The organism is Enterobacter sp. ECC-019 (assembly GCF_043974075.1).
GTDB classification, from domain to species: Bacteria; Pseudomonadota; Gammaproteobacteria; order Enterobacterales; family Enterobacteriaceae; genus Enterobacter; species Enterobacter asburiae_D.
The window spans coordinates 4,370,008-4,389,905 of sequence record NZ_CP143759.1; the positions used below are offsets into that span (position 1 = coordinate 4,370,008).

General features: G+C 49.8%; 26 protein-coding genes and 2 pseudogenes. 18 read left to right on the forward strand and 10 right to left on the reverse strand.

The window, feature by feature from the left end:
* Positions 1-92 precede the first annotated feature (92 nt).
* Positions 93-338 (forward strand): annotated as a pseudogene (locus tag V1566_RS20700) (tyrosine-type recombinase/integrase); the annotation flags it as partial.
* Between the two features lie 403 nt (positions 339-741).
* On the opposite strand, the gene V1566_RS20705 reads toward V1566_RS20700, so the two are convergent.
* Entirely contained in the window at positions 742-963 is a 222-nt protein-coding gene (locus V1566_RS20705) for an AlpA family transcriptional regulator (protein WP_072050102.1), read from the reverse strand.
* Between the two features lie 114 nt (positions 964-1,077).
* Between V1566_RS20705 and V1566_RS20710 the strand changes: the two genes are divergently transcribed.
* The gene (locus V1566_RS20710) at positions 1,078-1,803 is read left to right on the forward strand and encodes a hypothetical protein (RefSeq protein ID WP_395304488.1); all 726 of its coding nucleotides are present in this window, start codon (positions 1,078-1,080) and stop codon (positions 1,801-1,803) included.
* A 70-nt stretch (positions 1,804-1,873) separates the two neighbouring features.
* Here V1566_RS20710 and V1566_RS20715 read toward each other — a convergent pair whose 3' ends face one another.
* Both V1566_RS20715 and V1566_RS20720 read right to left on the reverse strand, forming a co-directional pair.
* Positions 1,874-2,458 carry an inovirus Gp2 family protein gene (locus V1566_RS20715; protein WP_072050101.1) on the reverse strand — a complete coding sequence of 195 codons (585 nt, stop codon included), beginning with the start codon at positions 2,456-2,458 and terminating at the stop codon, positions 1,874-1,876.
* 437 nt (positions 2,459-2,895) lie between these two features.
* On the reverse strand, positions 2,896-4,353 hold the full coding sequence (locus V1566_RS20720) for a YfjI family protein (RefSeq protein ID WP_116548315.1): 1,458 nt from the start codon (positions 4,351-4,353) through the stop codon (positions 2,896-2,898).
* Positions 4,354-4,688: 335 nt separating this feature from the next.
* Between V1566_RS20720 and V1566_RS20725 the strand changes: the two genes are divergently transcribed.
* The 16 genes and pseudogenes from V1566_RS20725 (at position 4,689) to V1566_RS20800 (ending at position 13,168) form a co-directional block, all read left to right on the forward strand.
* Positions 4,689-5,576 (forward strand): GTPase family protein, encoded by an 888-nt coding sequence (locus V1566_RS20725; protein WP_395304489.1) that lies wholly within the window; start codon positions 4,689-4,691, stop codon positions 5,574-5,576.
* A 212-nt stretch (positions 5,577-5,788) separates the two neighbouring features.
* Entirely contained in the window at positions 5,789-6,196 is a 408-nt protein-coding gene (locus tag V1566_RS20730) for a hypothetical protein (protein ID WP_032233521.1), read from the forward strand.
* A gap of 71 nt (positions 6,197-6,267) precedes the next feature.
* Complete coding sequence (locus V1566_RS20735) at positions 6,268-6,495, forward strand: hypothetical protein (protein WP_059356349.1); 228 nt, start codon at positions 6,268-6,270, stop codon at positions 6,493-6,495.
* The gene (locus tag V1566_RS20740) at positions 6,495-6,740 is read left to right on the forward strand and encodes a hypothetical protein (protein ID WP_395304490.1); all 246 of its coding nucleotides are present in this window, start codon (positions 6,495-6,497) and stop codon (positions 6,738-6,740) included. Before V1566_RS20735 ends, V1566_RS20740 begins: the two co-directional genes overlap by 1 nt.
* 57 nt (positions 6,741-6,797) lie before the next feature.
* Positions 6,798-7,634, forward strand: coding sequence for a hypothetical protein (locus tag V1566_RS20745; protein ID WP_395304491.1), 837 nt, complete (start codon positions 6,798-6,800; stop codon positions 7,632-7,634).
* Between the two features lie 93 nt (positions 7,635-7,727).
* The gene (locus V1566_RS20750) at positions 7,728-7,961 is read left to right on the forward strand and encodes a DUF905 domain-containing protein (RefSeq protein WP_395304492.1); all 234 of its coding nucleotides are present in this window, start codon (positions 7,728-7,730) and stop codon (positions 7,959-7,961) included.
* 97 nt (positions 7,962-8,058) lie between these two features.
* The gene (locus V1566_RS20755; protein ID WP_395304493.1) at positions 8,059-8,877 is read left to right on the forward strand and encodes a DUF932 domain-containing protein; all 819 of its coding nucleotides are present in this window, start codon (positions 8,059-8,061) and stop codon (positions 8,875-8,877) included.
* A 259-nt stretch (positions 8,878-9,136) separates the two neighbouring features.
* Positions 9,137-9,619 (forward strand): antirestriction protein, encoded by a 483-nt coding sequence (locus V1566_RS20760; RefSeq protein ID WP_395304494.1) that lies wholly within the window; start codon positions 9,137-9,139, stop codon positions 9,617-9,619.
* 10 nt (positions 9,620-9,629) lie between these two features.
* Entirely contained in the window at positions 9,630-10,109 is a 480-nt protein-coding gene (gene radC, locus V1566_RS20765) for a DNA repair protein RadC (protein WP_395304495.1), read from the forward strand.
* An 11-nt stretch (positions 10,110-10,120) separates the two neighbouring features.
* Positions 10,121-10,342 (forward strand): DUF987 family protein, encoded by a 222-nt coding sequence (locus V1566_RS20770; protein WP_395304496.1) that lies wholly within the window; start codon positions 10,121-10,123, stop codon positions 10,340-10,342.
* Between the two features lie 25 nt (positions 10,343-10,367).
* Positions 10,368-10,733 (forward strand): type IV toxin-antitoxin system YeeU family antitoxin, encoded by a 366-nt coding sequence (locus V1566_RS20775; RefSeq protein WP_045413287.1) that lies wholly within the window; start codon positions 10,368-10,370, stop codon positions 10,731-10,733.
* A 37-nt stretch (positions 10,734-10,770) separates the two neighbouring features.
* A complete protein-coding gene (locus V1566_RS20780; RefSeq protein ID WP_116548309.1) occupies positions 10,771-11,100 on the forward strand; it encodes a TA system toxin CbtA family protein in 330 nt (109 codons plus the stop codon).
* Positions 11,101-11,512: 412 nt separating this feature from the next.
* Positions 11,513-11,774: pseudogene (locus V1566_RS20785) on the forward strand (integrase arm-type DNA-binding domain-containing protein); the annotation flags it as partial.
* Positions 11,775-11,826: 52 nt separating this feature from the next.
* The gene (locus V1566_RS20790) at positions 11,827-12,450 is read left to right on the forward strand and encodes a hypothetical protein (RefSeq protein WP_395304497.1); all 624 of its coding nucleotides are present in this window, start codon (positions 11,827-11,829) and stop codon (positions 12,448-12,450) included.
* Positions 12,451-12,461: 11 nt separating this feature from the next.
* On the forward strand, positions 12,462-12,698 hold the full coding sequence (locus V1566_RS20795; protein WP_395304498.1) for a hypothetical protein: 237 nt from the start codon (positions 12,462-12,464) through the stop codon (positions 12,696-12,698).
* Positions 12,699-12,700: 2 nt separating this feature from the next.
* Entirely contained in the window at positions 12,701-13,168 is a 468-nt protein-coding gene (locus V1566_RS20800) for a hypothetical protein (protein ID WP_395304499.1), read from the forward strand.
* Between the two features lie 147 nt (positions 13,169-13,315).
* Here the strand turns inward: V1566_RS20800 and V1566_RS20805 are convergent, their stop codons facing one another.
* The 7 genes from V1566_RS20805 to ptsG form a co-directional block, all read right to left on the reverse strand.
* The gene (locus V1566_RS20805) at positions 13,316-14,362 is read right to left on the reverse strand and encodes a bifunctional transcriptional activator/DNA repair enzyme AdaA (protein ID WP_395306022.1); all 1,047 of its coding nucleotides are present in this window, start codon (positions 14,360-14,362) and stop codon (positions 13,316-13,318) included.
* Complete coding sequence (locus V1566_RS20810) at positions 14,346-15,122, reverse strand: isocitrate lyase/phosphoenolpyruvate mutase family protein (protein WP_395304500.1); 777 nt, start codon at positions 15,120-15,122, stop codon at positions 14,346-14,348. Before V1566_RS20810 ends, V1566_RS20805 begins: the two co-directional genes overlap by 17 nt.
* 126 nt (positions 15,123-15,248) lie before the next feature.
* Positions 15,249-16,046 (reverse strand): nucleotidyltransferase domain-containing protein, encoded by a 798-nt coding sequence (locus V1566_RS20815; RefSeq protein WP_395304501.1) that lies wholly within the window; start codon positions 16,044-16,046, stop codon positions 15,249-15,251.
* Between the two features lie 179 nt (positions 16,047-16,225).
* On the reverse strand, positions 16,226-16,861 hold the full coding sequence (gene hxlA / locus V1566_RS20820) for a 3-hexulose-6-phosphate synthase (RefSeq protein WP_395304502.1): 636 nt from the start codon (positions 16,859-16,861) through the stop codon (positions 16,226-16,228).
* A 23-nt stretch (positions 16,862-16,884) separates the two neighbouring features.
* A complete protein-coding gene (gene hxlB, locus V1566_RS20825) occupies positions 16,885-17,448 on the reverse strand; it encodes a 6-phospho-3-hexuloisomerase (protein WP_395306023.1) in 564 nt (187 codons plus the stop codon).
* Positions 17,448-18,290 carry a glucose-6-phosphate isomerase family protein gene (locus V1566_RS20830; RefSeq protein ID WP_395304503.1) on the reverse strand — a complete coding sequence of 281 codons (843 nt, stop codon included), beginning with the start codon at positions 18,288-18,290 and terminating at the stop codon, positions 17,448-17,450. Before V1566_RS20830 ends, hxlB begins: the two co-directional genes overlap by 1 nt.
* Positions 18,287-19,813 (reverse strand): glucose-specific PTS transporter subunit IIBC, encoded by a 1,527-nt coding sequence (gene ptsG / locus V1566_RS20835; RefSeq protein WP_395304504.1) that lies wholly within the window; start codon positions 19,811-19,813, stop codon positions 18,287-18,289. The genes V1566_RS20830 and ptsG overlap by 4 nt, the downstream gene beginning before the upstream one ends.
* Positions 19,814-19,898 lie beyond the last annotated feature (85 nt).

Sequence of the window (19,898 nt, forward strand, 5' to 3'; positions counted from 1 at the left end):
TCATACTTCAGATTGGTTTACATAACTTTAGCGCAAATCACTGTTTGCCAATAATCACTTCTTCAAAAGCGGCTTTCACATTTTCATCCTCCGCTATCCGCCCTGATCAGTTACCACAGCTAATGCAGACAATGCGAAATGCCAACATTATTTTGCCTACTCGATGCTTGTTCATGTGGCAACTTCTAACTATCTCACGACCCCCAGAAGCGGCAGAAGCTTGTTGGGATGAGATCGATTTTGAAGCTAAAGAATGGAAAATCCCAGCAGCTCGGATGAAGATGAACCGGGACCATACGATTCCGCTAGGTTCGCGAGGCCTGAGCTTGGCGCAGCTATCGCCAGCAGAATCACTGCTGATGCAAGTGGCGCAGGCGCAGTTAAAACATCTGTTACCCGCACATCTGATGGCTTCATTTTCGCCGTTTTTTAGTCAAGCGGGACACACTTCCTAGCCACAGCAAACGGGCGCTGAGAGAGTGGGAATGGCCGCAGAAGGTGCGGGTGGTCGCGGCCAGTCAGCCGCTCCTAGCACCGGTGATCCAGGAAGGCATGTTTGACGCGGTCAGTGAAGCGCTTTACCAAGACCCTTGGCTGAACATTGATTACCGCAATGCTCAAGATACTCGCCGTCAGGCGGAGGTGATGCCTCTTGGTTTTAGTCCTACAGGGCTCACGTCTGTAAAGCTAATGGGAAGAGTGCGGTCCTCACTCTTTCCCATATAATATTCCAAACTATGGCTAAACAGGTGTTAGCGGTTGTTTTGCTTTGTTCAAAATCCAGGCATCAATCTCGGATTCTAGCCAACCTACCGTCTTTGCTCCCAGTTTCACCCTTTGGGGAAATGTCGGATCATGACGATCTGAATTAGGGTCAAGCCAATCGTATACCGTTGAACGACCAATGCCTAACTTCTTGACAAGTGCAGATACACGCAGGATTTTTACAGACTTTGGTTCCATTAAAATGCTTCCTCTCTTGGTTTGCTTTGGATGGAAGTCAGACTATCTGCTGGTGCAACTGTGCGACATACGGCTGCAATACTTCATTTTTTACGGTACTTAACTGATTGAATAATGGATAATTTTAGTTTTGATGATTTTATCGTTGATTTGAAAACCACGTTCAATAATAAGAGCGCAAGCTTATCCCATAGACTCAAGGCGGCTGACCGGGAGCAGGAAAAGGTGGTTTCAGGTGCAAATGAATATCATGAGTTTGTACTATCGCTGGTTGAAAGTATGCTTACGAACCCGGTAGTACGCCGTAGGTTTGATGATCAAGTCTACAGGATGTCTTTTGATGAACCGGGCACGGTTAGCGAAACTATAGGTGGGCTTGTTTTTCTGGCTGATGTTAACTGGCACCTAGGGCTTGGGCTTATGAACTCGAATAAAAATGAAGCGATAAAGTGCCAACTCCTAGCTATTGAATACCTTGATTACTGTCGTGGTCTTGAAGATCAAGAATTGTGGCAACAGCAACAGACCACAAAATTAGATGTTTCGGCGCAGGGGGGCAGAAGTAAAGCTGCTCGCTTTGATTCCATTAAAGCCAAAATTATCAGTCTCTTGCAGGAAGCTTGCCCCTCAGACGGATGGAATACTAAATCAGAAGCTTTGAAGAGCATAGAGAATGGGATTAACGAACTGAAATGGCCATCTGCCCGCGATCAGAACAATCTGTACAAAACTGGAGGTGAAATATTTGCAATGAAGATGCGCCAGGTTGAGGTCTGGTCAAGTCAGGATCAGAAAATCAAAGCTGCATTTGATAGTGTCGTAAAGCCTAAAAAGAAATAGATGCACTTGAGGTCTAATATGCTGGCAGTTTAAGCCTTAATAGCCAAACTGCCATCTCACTACGCGCATGTTACCTGCGGCTCATTCCAATTGAACGATATCCATCGTCATAACACTTGGTATGGTCTTTCGCCAAGTAATCCATACGTCTCAGCAATTCGTTAATCCGTTGCATATAATTAGCGGAATATCCGTTTAAATAAAAACAACCGTTCTCAGTCATATTCGCTAAACCTGAGTATTGTTCCGAATCCAGACCTAACGCACTACACCATGCCTGCTGGATTAATGCGTATAAACTGTCATCTGCATTATAACTCCCGGCACCGTGATAGAAGTCTTTATTCAACAACAGTAATACATGGTAATGTTTACGGCGGTTAAGTTCACCTACTTCACGTACCCATGCATACCGTAATCTATTAGATCGGTTACGTTTCCATCGTAGGTTCTTACGTTGGCAATCGACCAGCAACTTAGCTTTCAGTGATTCAATAAAACGAGTAACCTCTTTGTTCGAATCACCATACTGATAGTGGCGGGGAAAACGTAAATCAACACGTAGTGCTAACGTACGTGGAAACTCGTCTACTGCATTACGAATAACATCGTAAAATGCCTGCTGGTAGTAAGCATTCAAGGAATTATGTTGCATGTTAATACCTGAATAAATAATTAATATTGAGGTGAGTAAGAATAAATAACCATACGATTAATAATCATGATAATGTAGCATGCAGATATGCACCTGAACATTATCGGGTAGTAAGCATTAACCGTATGATTTCACATGATTAATATAATTAATGGGTTATATGGGCATAGTGCATTAGAATTTTAATAATTAATCTGGATAGATAGTGTATGTGTTAATAACAACATGCACACCAGTAACAGGTATATATTACCAATAAACATATATTACTATACCGACAGTAATTTCATTAGTGAAAATATAACAATAAGCCCCTCCGCCTGAGTAAATCTCACGAAAAATGATAAGTGAGATAATAATTTTACTCTGATATTAGTTTTCAACAATTTTGGGCATTTCCACCGGCAAACCTCGCGATTAGTTGCGATCAGTCGCAACTATCGCGGCCAGTAGTGCTTATACGCTGCATTTTTTGTAAACGGATTGTTGCGAAAATAACGGCCTGCATAAACCATTCGTGCCTTGCGTCTTGAGCGGACGATGTCTATCGCGCCTTCCTTTTCAAGTCTCTCAATGACTCTTTCCAGTAACTTGCCTTTACGTAATACATTAGGCCCGGCATTTCGTATTGTATTAAATCTGACATGATCCATCTCTGTTTCATAGTACTCACGACGAAGCCATGATAATAGCAGCGCTTCATAGTAGCCCTCCTGAGCCCCAAAGACCTTTATTGCCTGTTGCATGTACCATTCACATAGCAACCAGGCATTTTCAACATATTCTTTTTTTATCGCGCATTCACCTTCGGTATAGTAACTCAGCAGCGCGGCCAGACGTGCAACATTATTCGGAAGTTTGGATGCAAAATCATTCATGTTTGCATATTCCTTATCGGGACCAATACTGCTTTCTATTTCATCATGAATTTCTTTCCATGCCTCCAGGGCGGAGGGCTCGAATGATAAACATGTCTGATGCCCGGTCCCGTGTTGAGAAGCACTTTTTTCTACCAGTTCATTCATACGCTGGTAGAAGTGATTAAGATTCTCCAGCTCACCTGACTGAGGGGAAGATAGACGACTAATAAAACGCTGGCCCTGTGTCGATAATTTCGTATCAATATACAAGATAAAACAGCGTGCAAACAAACCACTCCCGCGTGCATTTTCGCCCTTGCGTTTTAAAAAATCGTAAAATATTGCTTTTTGTACCATGACTAACAACGTAATACGTCCATTCTTAATCGTAAAACTCGGCCCTGTTTTCCGATTGACATGAAAACTTTCATCATCCCATATGGAGTTCATAAATCCCAAATCACTCATGGTCCGTCTGCTAAGTATATTAGCCCCCTCATCAGTTATTAGTCCTGTTTGTGGCGAGTGGGTATACATTTCAAACTGCAGGGCTTCAGGGGTGACATTATTATAAATATACCTTCTGGCTTTCGGTTGTACTGGCTTTTCAGCAGATAACTTTTCTAACTGCCGTGAAAGTTTATCTGTACATAGTCCTTTCATAGTGTCTTTATCAATGCATTTCAGAAGTGCATTTTCTTTCTTGCTCCATATTTTAGACTGGACCTCATGTTCTTTCTTCTGCTTTTCATACTGGAGTAATACACGCAGATCATGCTCATGAAAAGGTTTTAATAGCAGTTTTTCCACCGCTGTTTTTCTCTCGCCAGAATCTGCTATCACGAATGAATACAATGACACCGGAGACTTCATGGTGTCTGTTATTTTTACATTAATCAGGCTCTGACACGCCAGTGATAATCCACTCAGCAATGTTAATGCAATCATTTCCCCCGGGGCTTGTGTGCATTCCTCAATATCAAAAATAGTTTCACGTAATGACGTGGGGAAAGCGTTAAATGGAAACTCCTGCATGACAATACCTCCAGAAAATGTTGTTTTGATAATTGAAAACTAATCTGGAATGCGATCGCAAGTCAATATGAAAAACTGATATTTAGTCCAATCCGACAGCGTTGGACTAAATTAGTTAAGTGGCAGTTTCCGGAAATTTCATTTATCGATACTTTCTTTAGTAGAAAAACAAAAAAGCAGGTGAATACTGCCGGTCTGGCTATACCCTGCCAGTTAATATGATGTTGGGTGATTTTAAATAATTCTCAGTTATATATCACCTTACTGAATTCCCACCCTTTTATTTCTAACAGGCCATCCCCTCCGGATGGCCTTTTTTTCATTCAGAGGCTGATATGAAACATCCCTCAGGCTATGCCCTTATCCGTCGTCATCTCCGGCGTTATCCGTACGCGCTGCGCCAGCACCTTATCCAGGAGCTTAACCGTCTCGTCACGTATGAACCCGTGATTGGCATTATGGGCAAAACCGGTGTCGGGAAGAGCAGTTTGTGTAATGCACTGTTCCGTAGCGAAGTCTGCGCCGTGAACGCGGTGGAAGCCTGCACCCGTCAGCCACAGCGTGTCCGGCTGCGCTTCGGCAGCCATTATCTGACGCTGGTCGACTTGCCCGGCGTGGGCGAGTCTGTTACCCGCGACGGTGAATACCGTGAGCTGTATCGTGACCTCATGCCACAGCTCGATATGGTGCTGTGGGTGCTCAAGGCCGATGACCGCGCATTTGCGGTGGAAGAGCAGTTTTATCAGGACGTCTTCGCGCAGTTCAGTGGACCGCTGCCGCCAGTACTGTGGATACTCAACCAGGTGGACAAAACCGAACCCGCCGAGCAGTGGCGCTGGTTGTCGGCTCAGCCCTCGGCGTTACAGGCGGAGCGTATTGCGCAGAAACAGCAGGCTGTGGCACGTCAGTTGCAGATAGCAGAAATAGATATTCTGCCAGTCTCTGTCCGGGGGCATTACCGGCTGTCGCGCCTGGTGGAGGCCATGATTACCCGCCTCCCAAAGCAAGCCCGCAGTCCACTTGTGCCTCATCTTCAGAACCGGTATCGCACTGATACCGTTATCAATACCGCCAGCAGCAGCTTTGGCGATGCCGTGGTAGAGGTTATTGATAACATCATTGACCTCGCACCGCTGCCGCAGGTGGCCCGCACAGCACTGCATGCGGTGACCCACACCGTCGCCCGTGCAGCAGGCTCCCTCTGGGGATTTTTCTTCGGTTAACCTCTTCATTTTCGATAAACCTGAAGACGTGTATCGATAAGTTTTTGTGCTCAATGACGATCGATTTTGTCGATCGAGCCGATCGAAATTCATCGTTTTACCTGATGAATCCCGTGATTACATAATCAACCGAGAATCATAGGGTTATGTTATTTATCCATTAAAAATCAATGCGATATATCGCAGGATTTGTTACGTACGGAGAAAGTGCCATGAAAACAGTTCTTATCGCGTTCGCCACCCTGGCTGTACTGGCCGCGATGCCCGCTCAGGCGGCTGATGAGGACGCTATAAAAGTCAATATCGAGAAAAGTGGCTACGAATGCCATGACTGCGTTTATGTCACCGTGACCGCCAGAACAGACAACATTCAGATAGACAAAATTGATGTTAACCGGGGGCGTTGCCCGCAACTGAAGCAGGGAAAAACAACGTATAACGGGAAGACCACCCCGGAAGGATGGTGGCCCAATAAAGGTACGTTTACCCCCCGCAAAATGCAGTTTGCCGAGAGTCTGACCTGGCGTTTCGGGAATCCACTCTGGCAGACCGGTATCTCGTGTAATTTCCTGGAGGCCCGGATATTCACAGACCAGGGCACCTTCACCGTCAGTGACTAAATCAGCCCCCTTATCGACAGCCGTTTCCTCTCCCGCCACCAGCGCTATTTATTGTTCAAATGGAGTCATGAATGAAACGTTTTATTATCAGTATCTATTGTGTGCTGGCTCTTATCACGGCCATTTATCAGGCTGTATGGGGGACTCAGGCATGGCGTGGCCTGGCTTATGCCATCGGACAGGGGCTGGTATGGCCCGCAGTCTGGTTCCCTTCACTCGGCAGCATTATCGGCGGGCTCATCTGGATAATCATCATCGTGTTCCTGCTCATCCTCGGTTTGTTTATGCGTAAATCGTGATGATGAAACACAAAGGGCTTTTTCTTGCCTCCCTCCTGCTGTTAACCGCGTGTGATGAGCCCGGGGGAAAACGTGCCTTTATGCGCGAATGCACCGCACAGGGTGATACCGCCCTGTGTGACTGTGCCTGGGAGAAACTCGTTCAGCGTTACGGTCAGGACTGGGGGAATACCCCCCCAATTTTTACCTCGCCTGATTTTATTGCTTACACCGGTCAGGCTGCTGCTGAATGCATGGCGGAATGAGAAGGTTCTCTTTCCGCCATGCAACGCTATTCTTTATAAACATTTACGGACAACTTTATGATTAACAGACAAAAAATCATCCGCGTCACCGGACTGGTGATAGCGTCCCTGTACCTGATGTTTACCCAACCGGCTGCCGCCGCTCCGGCTGACAATCTCCCCCGTCTGACAACCGACAGCGAAGGGCATATGGTCTGCCACCTTTGCGGGCCGGAGAAAAAGGACAGTTATTTTCTGGCGGATTACCCCCAGGGATATAAAGTAAAGACCGCCAGCTACAGCAAAATCCAGGATACGAGCCGCTATGCCATTCTGATGTCTGACAGTGCCCCGGGAGCGGCGGCGAATCAGACGCCTGATTTTTTCTACATTGATAAACTCGCGGCAACGCCTGCCATCAGCAGCATTCAGTTCGATAATGACAGCTCAAACCTGAGCAGCGCCAGAAGTGTATCGGTAACAGAGAAAAATGGCGTCACGCTGCTCAGCGTTATCTGGAAGAACGGAGAACGTAATACCTTCTCGCTGGATAATGAAGCACCGGCTTATACAGCCCAGATTCTGCGTTCACAGGACGACAGGCTCTTTTGCCGTAACTGCGGCGGTAAAGGGAAAGATACGCTGATTAACGGTGCTGACGAGGCCGGATTATATACTCAGCTTATTGATTCGCCGTTCCTCGCCCTGCTGAAGCAGGACGGAGGCACTGCCTGCCCTGCCGGTAACTGGTATGTCGTCAGCAAAATCCGTGAAACCCCTGAAATCCGTGAAATCACCGGAGTGGGATGCGATGAAATTGCAGACCTGAAACCCTCCATAAAAGCTGGCGTCACAACGCTGAATATCCGCTATATCAATGGTAAGGCGAAAACCGTGGCTATCGAAAATCACTGATACACGTACTATTCCTGATACTCTCATTAAACCCGCAAACGCCCCGCTCGAATGAGCAGGGCGTTTGTTTTTGTGCCTGCTAAGGAACTAACCATGCAAAACATTGACGACTCACCGTTACCTCCCGGTTCGTTCACCCGTGAACAGGTGGAGGCTGTGGTGGCGGTTTACCTCAATGTTGCTATCGAAGACGACCAGGGTACGCATTTTCGGCTGGTGATTCGGGACAGCGAGGGGCAGTTGATCTGGCGGGCGTGGAGTTTTGAAGTCAGCGCCGGGGAATGGCTTAACCGCCACATCGCCAGCCACGGAATATCCCAACCCTGACTCACCTCAGGCCCCGACCACACTAACCGGCCGTGTTCCCTTCGGGGTACATGGCTTTTTTGTTTATGCCGTTTCATTAACTACAGAGGTACTCACCATGCGCTTAGCAAGCCGCTTCGGGCGGATAAACCAGATACGCCGCGATCGTCCCTTAACACGTGAAGAGCTCATGCAGCATGTTCCCAGCGTCTTCGGAGAGAACAAACATGCTTCCAGGAGTGAAAAGTACACGTTTATTCCCACCATCATCCTGCTGGAGAACCTGCAGCGTGAAGGGTTCCAGCCCTTCTTTGCCTGCCAGTCACGCGTTCGGGATCCGGACCGTCGGGAGCACACAAAGCATATGCTCCGCCTGCGTCGCACCGGTCAGATAAACGGTCAGCAGGTGCCGGAAATCATCATCCTCAATTCGCACGGTGGCGAATCCAGTTTTCAGCTGTTACCAGGAATATTCCGAAGCGTCTGCACGAATTCGCTCGTCTGCGGACAGTCGTTTGGCGAAATCAGAGTTCCGCACCGGGGTAACGTGGTGGAGAAAGTCATTGAAGGCGCTTATGAAGTACTGGGGATATTTGACAAGGTGGAAGAAAAACGTGGTGCCATGGAGTCGCTTTTACTCCCGCCCCCGGCACAGCAGGCGTTTGCAAGAGCCGCCCTGACGTACCGCTTTGGTGAAGAGCACCAGCCGGTAACGGAAGCCCAGATACTGACGCCCCGACGCTATGAAGACCGTCAGGACGACCTGTGGTCAGTTTTCAATCGTTGCCAGGAGAATCTGCTGAAAGGGGGTCTGCCAGGACGTACTGCCAAAGGCAAACGCAGCCATACCCGCGCGGTCAGAGGCATAGACGGTGACGTTAAGCTCAACCGGGCGCTCTGGGTAATGGCGGAAGAACTGCAGCAGGCGCTGAGCTGATGCCACCGCTGCCTGATAACGCCCACCAGGCCACCCCTTATCCGACCGCTCTGGAAAATAATCCCAGCAGCCGCTCCATCTCTGACGACGACCTCTGCGCCCGGTGCTCTCACCTTCTTTATCGTCCCGGTGAACGCAGCCTGTGTTGCTTAAGTCTCCCTCAGGGCCACTGGCCGTCACGCTGTGATGAGGATGGCTATGCGCAATCCTGCCCGTCACTTCGTCTCAACATCCCATATGAAAATACAAAGGAAATCACATGAGCAATACTCTTAACCTGACCAGTACGGTGATTGAATGCCCCACTTCACCACACGCTGACGAAGAGCACATCGTTTGCACGCCGGTGCCCGATGAGCAACGTGTTGTCTTCTGGCCAAAACACTTCAGCAGCATCCCGCAGTGGATAATCCTCGAACCGACAGTCTTCGCGTGGATGGACCGTTTCTGCACAGATTACCGCGGTGGTATCTGGAATTTTTACACCCTCAGCAACGGCGGTGTGTTTATGGCTCCGGAAGCGCATGAGGATGCCGATGAAAAATGGTCGATGTTCAACAGTATGAACGGCAATGGTGGCGAACTCAGCAGTGAGGCCGCCGGAATAGCCGTCTGTCTGATAGCGTACAGTCACCATGCCTGTCGTACGGAGTGCGACGCCATGACGGAGCACTATTACCGCCTGCGGGACTACGCGCTGAGCCACGCGGAGTGTAACGCCATTATGCACATCATCGACTGAGGTCAAAATTATGGAACAACAACTTCCGCTGTTTGCCCGTGAACTGGCCCCCACAGAACAGCAGACGGTCAGGATGGCACTGCCCCTGCTGGAGCGACAGTTACGCGAACCCGGCGCATCATTTACCTCCAGCCATGCCGTCCGTGACTGGCTGCGCCTGCAGCTTACCACACTGGAGCGCGAAGAATTTACCGCACTCTTCCTTGATAACCAGCACCGGCTGATTGCGCACGACACGTTATTCACCGGCACCATCAACCATACGCAGGTACACCCACGAGAGGTGGTGAAGGCTGCGCTGAAATATAACGCTGCCGCCATTCTCGTGGCGCACTGCCACCCGTCGGGTCTCGCTGAACCCAGCGACGCAGACAGACGAATCACCGAACGCCTGAAACAGGCGCTGGACCTGGTTGATATCCGTCTGCTGGACCATCTGGTGGTCGGGGGGATAGATATTGTCTCTTTTGCCGAACGCGGCTGGCTGTAAGGGGAATAGCGATGAAAATCATCAGCAAACGTCAGGCAATGACCCTATACCGGCAACATCCTGGCTCCCGGCTGTTTCGCTTCAGTACAGGAAAAAATAAATGGTCAGGCAGTATCTGCCATTATGCTGGCCGCGAGGTGGAAGATATACGCGGCGTTCTGGCCGTATTTGCTGAACGCCGTCAGGGCCGCAATGGTCCCTATGTCATTCTTCGAAGTGTCACTCTCAATTAATCTTTCCCTTTAATCAGGAACAATAATGAACAATCACTCCAAATCCGGCACCAGGCCGGAGAATCCCGCCTGCCAGCAGTGGGGACTAAAGCGCACAATCACACCCTGTTTTGGCGCTCGTCTGGTGCAGGAAGGCAACCGGGTGCATTTTCTCGCTGACAGGGCCGGATTCAACGGTACTTTCAGCGACAACGATGCATTGCGCCTCGACCAGGCCTTTCCGTTGATACTCAAACAACTGGAGTTGATGCTCACCAGCGGAGAACTCTCTCACCTGCATCAGCACTGCATCACGCTATACCACAATGGACTGACTTGCGAAGCTGACACACTCGGCTCCTGTGGCTATGTCTACATCGCTATTTATCCCGGCCAGCCTGAACCCCATTAACTCTAAGCTTATCTCTTAAACTCATAGAGCAAACATCATGCAAACCTTATCATCACACCCGACACGGGCGACTCAGCCCAATCTGTCACCCGTTGAAACCTGGCAACGGCTGCTGACTCATCTTTTATCGCAGCACTATGGCCTGACGTTGAATGACACACCGTTCAGTAATGAAACCGCCATACGAGAACATATTGATGCTGGAGTATCGCTCAGCGATGCGGTGAACTTTCTTGTCGAAAAATACGGGCTTGTCCGTATCGACCGAAAGGGATTTTCGTGGCAAGAACAAACCCCGTATATTTCCATAGTGGATATTCTGCAAGCAAGGCGCTCTACCGGCTTGCTAAAAACTAATGTGAAATAAACGCTTAAATACAGAGCAGACTAAAGGAAAGCAAAATGCTAATCTCACAGACGAAGAGACTTCTACTGTAACCTCCCCTCCCCTCCCCTGCAAAAAACCTGACATTTTCTTTTAGGACCAACAATGGGACCAAGTTGAAAATTGAATTAAAGATTACAAACTATTAAACAACAAGTTACGCAACCAATTCAGACTCCGCCAGCCCACCAAAATTCTCCATCGGTGATTACCAGAGTCATCCGATGAAGTCCTAAGAGCCCGCACGGCGCAAGCCCTGCGGGCTTTTTTGTGCCCTCAATATGTCCCGCGAAGTCTGATGCCAACTAATTAAATCCGAACCTTTTAGGCACCTTGTTAGGCACCTCATAAAACTTTATTGTTTTTGGGTGCCTAAAACTATGGAAACCCGGCAATGGCAAGACAAACCAAACCTCTATCCGTTAAAGAAATCGGATCTGCTAAACCCAAGGAAGCGGATTACCTTCTCTATGATGGCGATGGCCTTGAGCTACTCATCAAATCCAGCGGGAGTAAAAATATTGCAGTTTCGCTACATTCGCCCTGTCACCAAGAAACGTGCGAAGAAGAGCATAGGTCCTTACCCGTCAGTTACGCTTTCCGATGCCAGAAACTACCGGGCAGATTCCCGCTCTCTCCTGGCGAAACAGGAAGATGCCGTAACTAAAAATCCCTTAGCTAATTTAAATTATACTAGGAGTAGTTAGGATGGCTCTAATCATTATGGAAGTATTAAAAAACTTATCCCCCTTGCTTCCAGTGATAGTATCAATCATTGGATTGAGAGCGGGATGGATATATAAAAGGGACAAAGTCTTTAACTCCAGAAAAGCGATTAGCGAGTTTTCGTACAACCTCTATAAAAACACAAACGATGAAAATTATAAGCGAATCGCTGAAGAATACGGCATTTCGGCATTAACAAAAGACTCAAACCTGACACCAGAACAGAGGAGAATACTTTTGCGTTCCAAAGATCCAGTAAGAGATATTGATAATTACAGTAAGTGTCAAAAACTTTTGTACATTAGTGATAACTCAACAATATTTCAGTGGGCTAAAAAAAGATATCGATTTTGGATTTGGAGAAAATCCGTAGAAATAGTTAGTCTCATCATTTATTTTATGAGTGGCTTTGTAGTTGCAATGCCGTTCATGTATAGCACTATGTTCAGCAGTGGTTTGGTTGAAAAAATAAACAAGTCATCAGCTATGCTTAAATTTGGTTTGGCTGCATACTGTGTGTTAATGGGAATCAGTACCGGGCTGTTTTTCTTACATAAACTTTCGACCATAAACATCGCAGAAAAGACCATCAAATCTAACCGATGATGCCTGATAGCGTGTCAGAAACCTGGCGACGAAATGGCGGCAGAGCATTAAAAATGCGTAAAACGGATGATAAGGTTTCAGAATCAGGCAGACAGATAGAGATTAATAGTGCAGGTATTGCCGGTGCTGCTGCAGGCGGCGCCATAGCGGGATTAATGTGTGGACCAGGCGCACCTGTTTGCGTGCTCATCGGTGGCTTCGTCGGCGGCGCTCTTGCCGCATGGGAAATGGGACGTTTGTGGAATTGATTATGAAACAGGTTAATTCAATATCATTGGTTAAGGTTCGCGAAGCTACCGATGTATCCCAGTCTCAATCTGACGTTATGCTCGATGGTAAAAGCACCGGCATTATTGTACCGGGACAAGTGCTTGAAGCAGCGGTCCAGGTTAATGAGCAGCGTTACATCCTGTTTCTGACGGATGACATTATTTTTGAAGAATCCCTGACAATTGCCCTTATTGACGTTCATGACGGGCTTAAAGAAATTGTTCGTTTGGGCAATGAGTACTCGACAGGAACTTTTGCGGATCTCCAGGTCACTGACGATAGCGTGGATTTCAGGTTTATTGGGGATTATATCTGGACACTGAAAGTATCCGATTCACCTCGCCTGCGGCTTCCTTTTGTTTCCGATCCCAAAGGGGTTAAACGGGAGTCAGGTATGAAAAAGTACATAACGATATCTGCCGCACCAGCGTCGGAAAACGTAAGCTGAAGTCACTATTTATCAGAATGAAAAGGCTTTCCGCTGAGCTGGATAAATGCTCCTGAGAAGTATCCATACTCCGCGTCTGATGAAGTCCTGAAAGCCCGCATGGTGCAAGCCCTGCGGGCTTTTTAGTACCCTCAACATGTCACGCCATTAAACATTATTTCTCTCATGCTCAATGAGCCATTCTTTGCGCGAAATGCCACCACCGTAGCCTGTCATCGCGCCATCTTTTCCAATTATCCTGTGACAGGGGATCACAATCGCAATCCGGTTTGCACCATTAGCAGCAGCGACGGCGCGTACAGCATTTGGCTTATTCATCCGTAACGAAATGGCCTGATAGTGTGAAGTTTGTCCATAGGGAACGGCACGCAGCTCATGCCAGACGGATTGTTGAAAATCACTGCCCGGAGCATCTAAAGAGAGATCGAACTGTCGGCGTGTTCCGGCAAAATACTCGCTGATCTCTTTTACTGTCTGTCGGGTATGGCTGTTTTCTCCGGTGACAATTCTGGCGTTAAATAAACGCTGGATATCGCGAAATTCTGTTTCTAACATCCGGCGATCGGTAAACTCCAGCAGACAGACTCCCCGCTCTGTCGCGCAGACAAACATAGGCCCAAGCGTCGTGGTAAACCGGTGAATGACTATCACCTGCGTTGCCTGAGTCGGCGCTGCGCCAGTAAGCCGCTTGTAGGTGTAACCAAATCCGCTCAGGGATTCATAGCCATTGTCCAGCGCAACGTCAGTCGCCGCTCGTCCGCTTTTCAACTCCTGCAGGGCAACGTTCACCCGCTGCATTCGCTGGAAAGCCTGAAAAGTGATGCCATGATGTCGCAGGAACCAGCGCCTTACCCGCTCCGGGCTGATTCCATGCTGACGAAGCTCCGCGTCTGCAACACGGGATTTGATATCGCGCCTGACAAGCGCAAGCGCCTGCTCAACGAATAATGGCGCGCTGTGCGCATTTTCCGCAGGTCTGCAAACCTTACAGGGACGAAAGCCGTCCGCCAGGGCAGATTTGGCATCTCTATAAAATTCGACATTTTCGCGTTTGGGCTTTCGCGCCCGGCATACCGAAATGCAGAATACGCCAGTGGTTTTGACGCCTACAAAAAACACGCCAGTATATTCTGAAGCACGTTCAAGTAATGCCTGATACCAGATATCACACAAATTCTTATCGGTTATTTTCATCACCAAAAAGTCCTTCAAACGTCTGACGAGATCGGATCGCATGCATGACATCAGTCAACGTTGACTGCATCGCTGAATGAACAAAATTGCCCATTGAAATGCGGCTTGCCCCGGCCAATTTCAGCCTGCTGAATGACGGAAGATTAGGCATACACATGACATTCAGAGGCAGACCCGTTGCCTCTGCAATGAGGCTGATGTCTCTCTCTGACGTCAGGCAAGGAACAAAAAGGCCGTCAGCACCTGCAGCTTTATATCTTTGACCCCGAAATATCGTCTCCTGCAACGCATCTTCATGTCCGAGAAGGTACGTGTCAGTCCGGATGTTCAGAAACAGGCGGTAATTTTCGCTTCTCAGCGCATCGCATACTGTTCTCAGGTTACGGGAAAAATCAGAGACATCTTCGAGCTGACGCACCCCGTTTATGGCTCTGCTGTCTTCGAGGTTAACGCCTGCGACGCCTGTCTGAGCAAGGCGCCTCAAATTGGCTGTTATCTCTTCGGCTGAATCACCATATCCTGCTTCCATGTCAACGCTCAATGGCAGGTTGCTGACAGCCCGAATCCGAGTGACCGTATAAAATAACTCATCAAACGGCACTCCCTGCCCGTCTTCGTATCCCAGTGTGGACGCTATAGCTGCACTGGATGTTCCCAGTACCTGATAGCCTGCTTTTTGCGCTGCGACAGCACTGGCGGCATCCCAGACGTTGGCGATAAGAAGAGGCTCATGCTGATAATGGAGTTCTGCAAAGTTCATATTCATATCCTTTCGATAGATTGAAAATGAATCTAAGCATTGAGTAAGAACCTCACAACCGAAATTCAGACGACCATTTTTTAGCAAAGGTCGTCTGAACGCGGAGGCGGAGCAGACCAAAACCTTTCAGGGTCGGGTTCCAGCTTTCAGCATGGCAAGGACCGCCCAATGTGCCGCATCGTCTGCGATATTTTCCGGCAGCGCATCAGCCCGCAGAGTGATATAAGCGTCAACAGCCTTTCTGATGGCCATGCTGACGGAGTCACGATCGTGCGTTGCCAGCGTGGAAATCAGCAGACCATCAGGATCAATACTGAGGAATTCAATGCGGCGAACCCCACGTTGCGGAAGATTGGCACGACGGTACAACATTGGCCCCAGCACCTGCTCCCGGAAGAATGCCAGCATACCCATCGCTTCAAAGAGTTCGCCCCTTCCCAGCTTCACCACCGCATAATGAAGCCAGATCCAGGCTCGGGACTCAAACCACTCCGGCGTCATGTTGGGCCAGTGAGCACTAAATTTTGCCAGTTGTCGATTCAGAGCAGTGTTATCACGGGTAAATAACACCGCTGGCTCCTCAACGCGCTGAGTGAGCATTTCCAGGGTGACAAATTTCAGATCGACGTGAAGGAGTTCAGGGCCATACAGGCATATAAGCAGGCGAGGCTCTCCCACATGTTCCCCGGTGAAAGCATGCAGCAGATGGCCTAATGTCCCGGCAAGTTCCCTACGCTGCGCCATGATTTCGTCATAGTGGAGAGAATCTACGACAACGACAAAATCGAGATCGGAGTATTTATCAAATCCTCCATGAATAATCGAACCACCAGCAAGAAGGGAGTGAATCCGCGAATCAGACTGGAATTTAAGCTTGAGTTGCTCTGCAAAACTTCTGTGTAAATCGGGTAACGTACTCAGCATACTTTTTCCTGTTCACAAAAAATACAAAGCATTTCAGAGTATCGAGTTGTTTATATTCAGGCCAGATATTTTTGCAGGAACAGTTATGTCCTTAGAAAGTTTACTCACTTAGCCGTATGTCCACTATTGGTCGACATCTGGCACACAGTCGCGCCAGATGTCGTTGTGTTCGACTAATCTCAGTGATGCTGCAACAACACCTGTGATATCTTCCTTGCCTCAACAGCCGGATCCGCTGCATGCGTGATCGCTGATCCCACAATCACCACATCCGGGCCTAACAGCGCATAGTCCTTCACCGTCTGGCTGCTGATACCGCCTGCCACGGCAATCCGGGCTTTCCGGCGCGCCTTCAGCATCGTTATCAAATCATCAATCGGCTTGCGCCCTGCCGCCTGCTGATCGGTGCCAGTGTGTACCGCCAGCATATCCGCCCCCGCCTCTTCCAGCATGCGAACCCGTGCGGGCAGATCGTCGACGCAGATCATATCCACCACCACCTGCTTTCCGGCCTCTTTTGCCGCGAGGATGCAGGACTGGATTGTCAGCACATCGGTCACGCCTAACACCGTGACATAATCTGCCCCGGCGTCGAAAAGCATCTGCGACTCAAAATGGCCACCATCCATAATTTTCGCATCCGCCAGCACTTCCTTGTGTGGATATTTTTCTTTAATGGCTTTAATAGCCTTCACGCCTTCCCGAATAAGAAAAGGCGTGCCCACTTCAATAATATCAACGTCATCAACCACCTTATCAATAAATGCCAGCGCTTCAGGCAGGGTTAACTCGTCCAGGGCAAGCTGTAATTTCATGTTGGTTTCCTTGTGTCGAATGACTATTCGAGGTTGGCGTGCAGCGCAAAACCTTTGGTTAAGCGATATCCCGTCGACTGCGCCAGATTCACAATCATGGCATCCCCCAGCACCATGACCGCCTCTTCGAACAGGCTGCCGCCGGGCAGAATGCCTTTCACGTTATCGGGTCCATCCGGCAGTTTGTCGGTATAGGCCGGGATCCTGACCACCACCTCCGCCAGTTTTCCTAACGTGGACTCGGGGAAAATGGTCAGCAGGGCCACTGTGCCGCCCAGTTGCTTCGCTTTTGTAGCAACATTCACCAGCGAAGCCGTTTCGCCCGATGCGCTGGCCAGCAACAGCAGGTCGCCTTTTTGCAGCGCAGGCGTGACCACATCGCCGACAACATGCACCTTCAGGCCGATATGCATCAGGCGCATCGCAAAAGCTTTCAGCATCAACAGCGAACGCCCTGCGCCAAAAACAAATATCGCGTTCGCTTCAGCAATGGCCTGCTCCAGACGCGCCAGCGCAGCGCCATCAATCCGCGACATCGCCTGATGCAGGTCAGTACAGGCGACGCCTGCAACAGATTGCGTTTCCATCATGCGTCCTCCTGACTGAGCGGGAATAAATCATCCTGATACTCGAGCATCCCCATGATTTCCCGGACATAGTTATCGACATGCCCCAGAAAATGGAAACGTTCCGGCGCGGCGCGATAGCGCTGGTAAAGCGGTGTATCGAAGGTTATGCCAAGATGCGGATTCTCTTTGACGGTGGCGAATTTGATGTGCGGAATATGCGGGTAGTAGTGATTCTTGCGCACGCAGAGCTGCCCGTTCTCCTCCACGATGTAGCAGGCCATACCGTGGTAAAACTGCACCGTGTCGTAGTGAACCGCGCAGGGTTTATACGCCAGGTTGCTGAACACCAGCGGCCCGTCGCCAATATTGATGGAGCAGTGGCCGTAATTCGGCGGCACGATAATGCTCTGGCCCTCCTTCACGACCGCCACGATAAGATCGTCCACCAGCAGATCTTTTGGCGCGACGGCAAAATCCGGCGACTTTTGCAGGATATACGCCGCAGTGCCCTTAATCACCTCATACACTTCCGGATGGGTGTTGCGCCGCGTGTCGTTATAGCCGTGATAGTGACCGCTGGTTTTCTTGCGCTCCTTGCCGATCGTTCCCGGCATGATGATGGTGATGTCATACTGGTACTGGTCGGCAGCAAGCCGTTCCTGATCCTCCGCAAAGCTGAGCCCGCGATAGACATCGTAAGTCGATTCATCACGCTGCGCTTCGGTGAACTCCGGTAAGACCACCGCCATCTGCCCGGCGCTTTTGCGGCCAAAGCCGAGATAGTTTAGCGGCGGTTTCAGCGCCATTACGCCATCATCATCGAGATACAGCGGCAGGCCGCTGTGGTGTAGCTGTTTCATTTTGCCTCCTGTGTATAAGCGTTAGCTGCGCGGATTGCCTCTTTCAGCCGATCGGATTTCATGCCGAATACGCTCTGAATATTGTTCCCGACCTCGACGACGCCCGCCGCGCCAAGCTGTTTCAGCAGCGCTTTGTCCACCAGCGTCTTATCCGTCACGTCAATGCGCAGACGTGACATGCAGGCCTCGATACTGGTCATATTCCCCAGCCCGCCATAGGCCAGAATGATGCCGCTCACCAGGTCGTTCTGTTCGCTTTCCTGAGTCACAGCTGTTTCTTCGACTTCACGGCCCGGCGTCAGCAAATTCCAGCGGCGGATGGCAAAGGTAAACAGGGCGTAGTACACCGCGCCCATCACCAGCCCGACCGGGAACACCATGTACCAGTGAGGCGCGCGCGGCAGGACGCCAAAGAACAGATAGTCGATAAGCCCGCCGGAGAAAGAGAGCCCGATGTGCACGCTGAACCACTCCATCAGCAGGAACACCAGCCCCGCCAGGACGGCGTGAATGCCATACAGCACGGGCGCAACAAACAGGAAGGAGAACTCAATCGGCTCGGTGATGCCGCAGACGATGGAAGTGATCGCGCCAGAGAGCATGATGCCCTTCACCCGCGCTTTGTTTTCCGGGCAAGCGCTGCGGTAGATCGCCAGCGCAATCGCGGGAATGCAGAACATCTTGATCGGCGTCAGCCCGGCCATGAAGGTTCCGGCGGTAATCGGCACCTGGTCTTTCAACTGGGCGAAAAAGATGAGCTGGTCGCCATGCACTACCTGCCCGGCCTTGTTCACGTACTCGCCAAACTGCAGCCAGAACGTCGGCCACCAGACATGGTTAAGACCAAACGGGATCAGCAGCCGCTCGACAAAACCGAACAGGAAGGCGGACACGCCCGGCCCCTGCACCGTCATGGTGTTCGACAGGCCATTAATCAAATGCTGAACCGGCGGCCAGACCACCGCCATCACCAGCCCGACAAACAGCGCGGCGAAGGAGGTCACTATCGGCACGAAGCGCTTGCCGGAAAAGAACTCCAGCCACGAAGGAAGCTGGATGCGGTAATACCGTTTATACAACCAGGCGGCGATAATCCCGATAATGATGCCGCCAAACACGCCGGTCTGGAGCGAAGGGATGCCCAGCACCATCGTGTAGTCACGCACCTGCGCCACCGATTCGGGCGTGATCCCAAGAAACTGGCCGATGGTGACGTTCATAATCAGAAAACCGGCGATCGCCGACAACCCGGCAATCCCCTGATCGTCACTAAGCCCTACCGCCACGCCGACCGCAAACAGCAGCGGCAGGTTAGCGAAAATCGCACTGCCCGCTTCCGCCATCAGCTTCAGCACGTGAACCAGCCAGTCAGCGCCGAGAAACGGCAGGCTGGCGACAATATTGGGATCCTGAAAGCTAACGCCGAAGGCCAGCAAAATACCGGCGGCAGGCAGCATGGCAATGGGGATCATTAACGATCGCCCGATGCTTTGTAACATTTGCAGAAGGTTGAATCTTTTCATCTCGATCTCCTGAGCGCGTCTTTATGACAGGGATTCGCACAACAGCATTTTCTGCTCCGAACGCCTTCAGTATCCGAACCTGAGA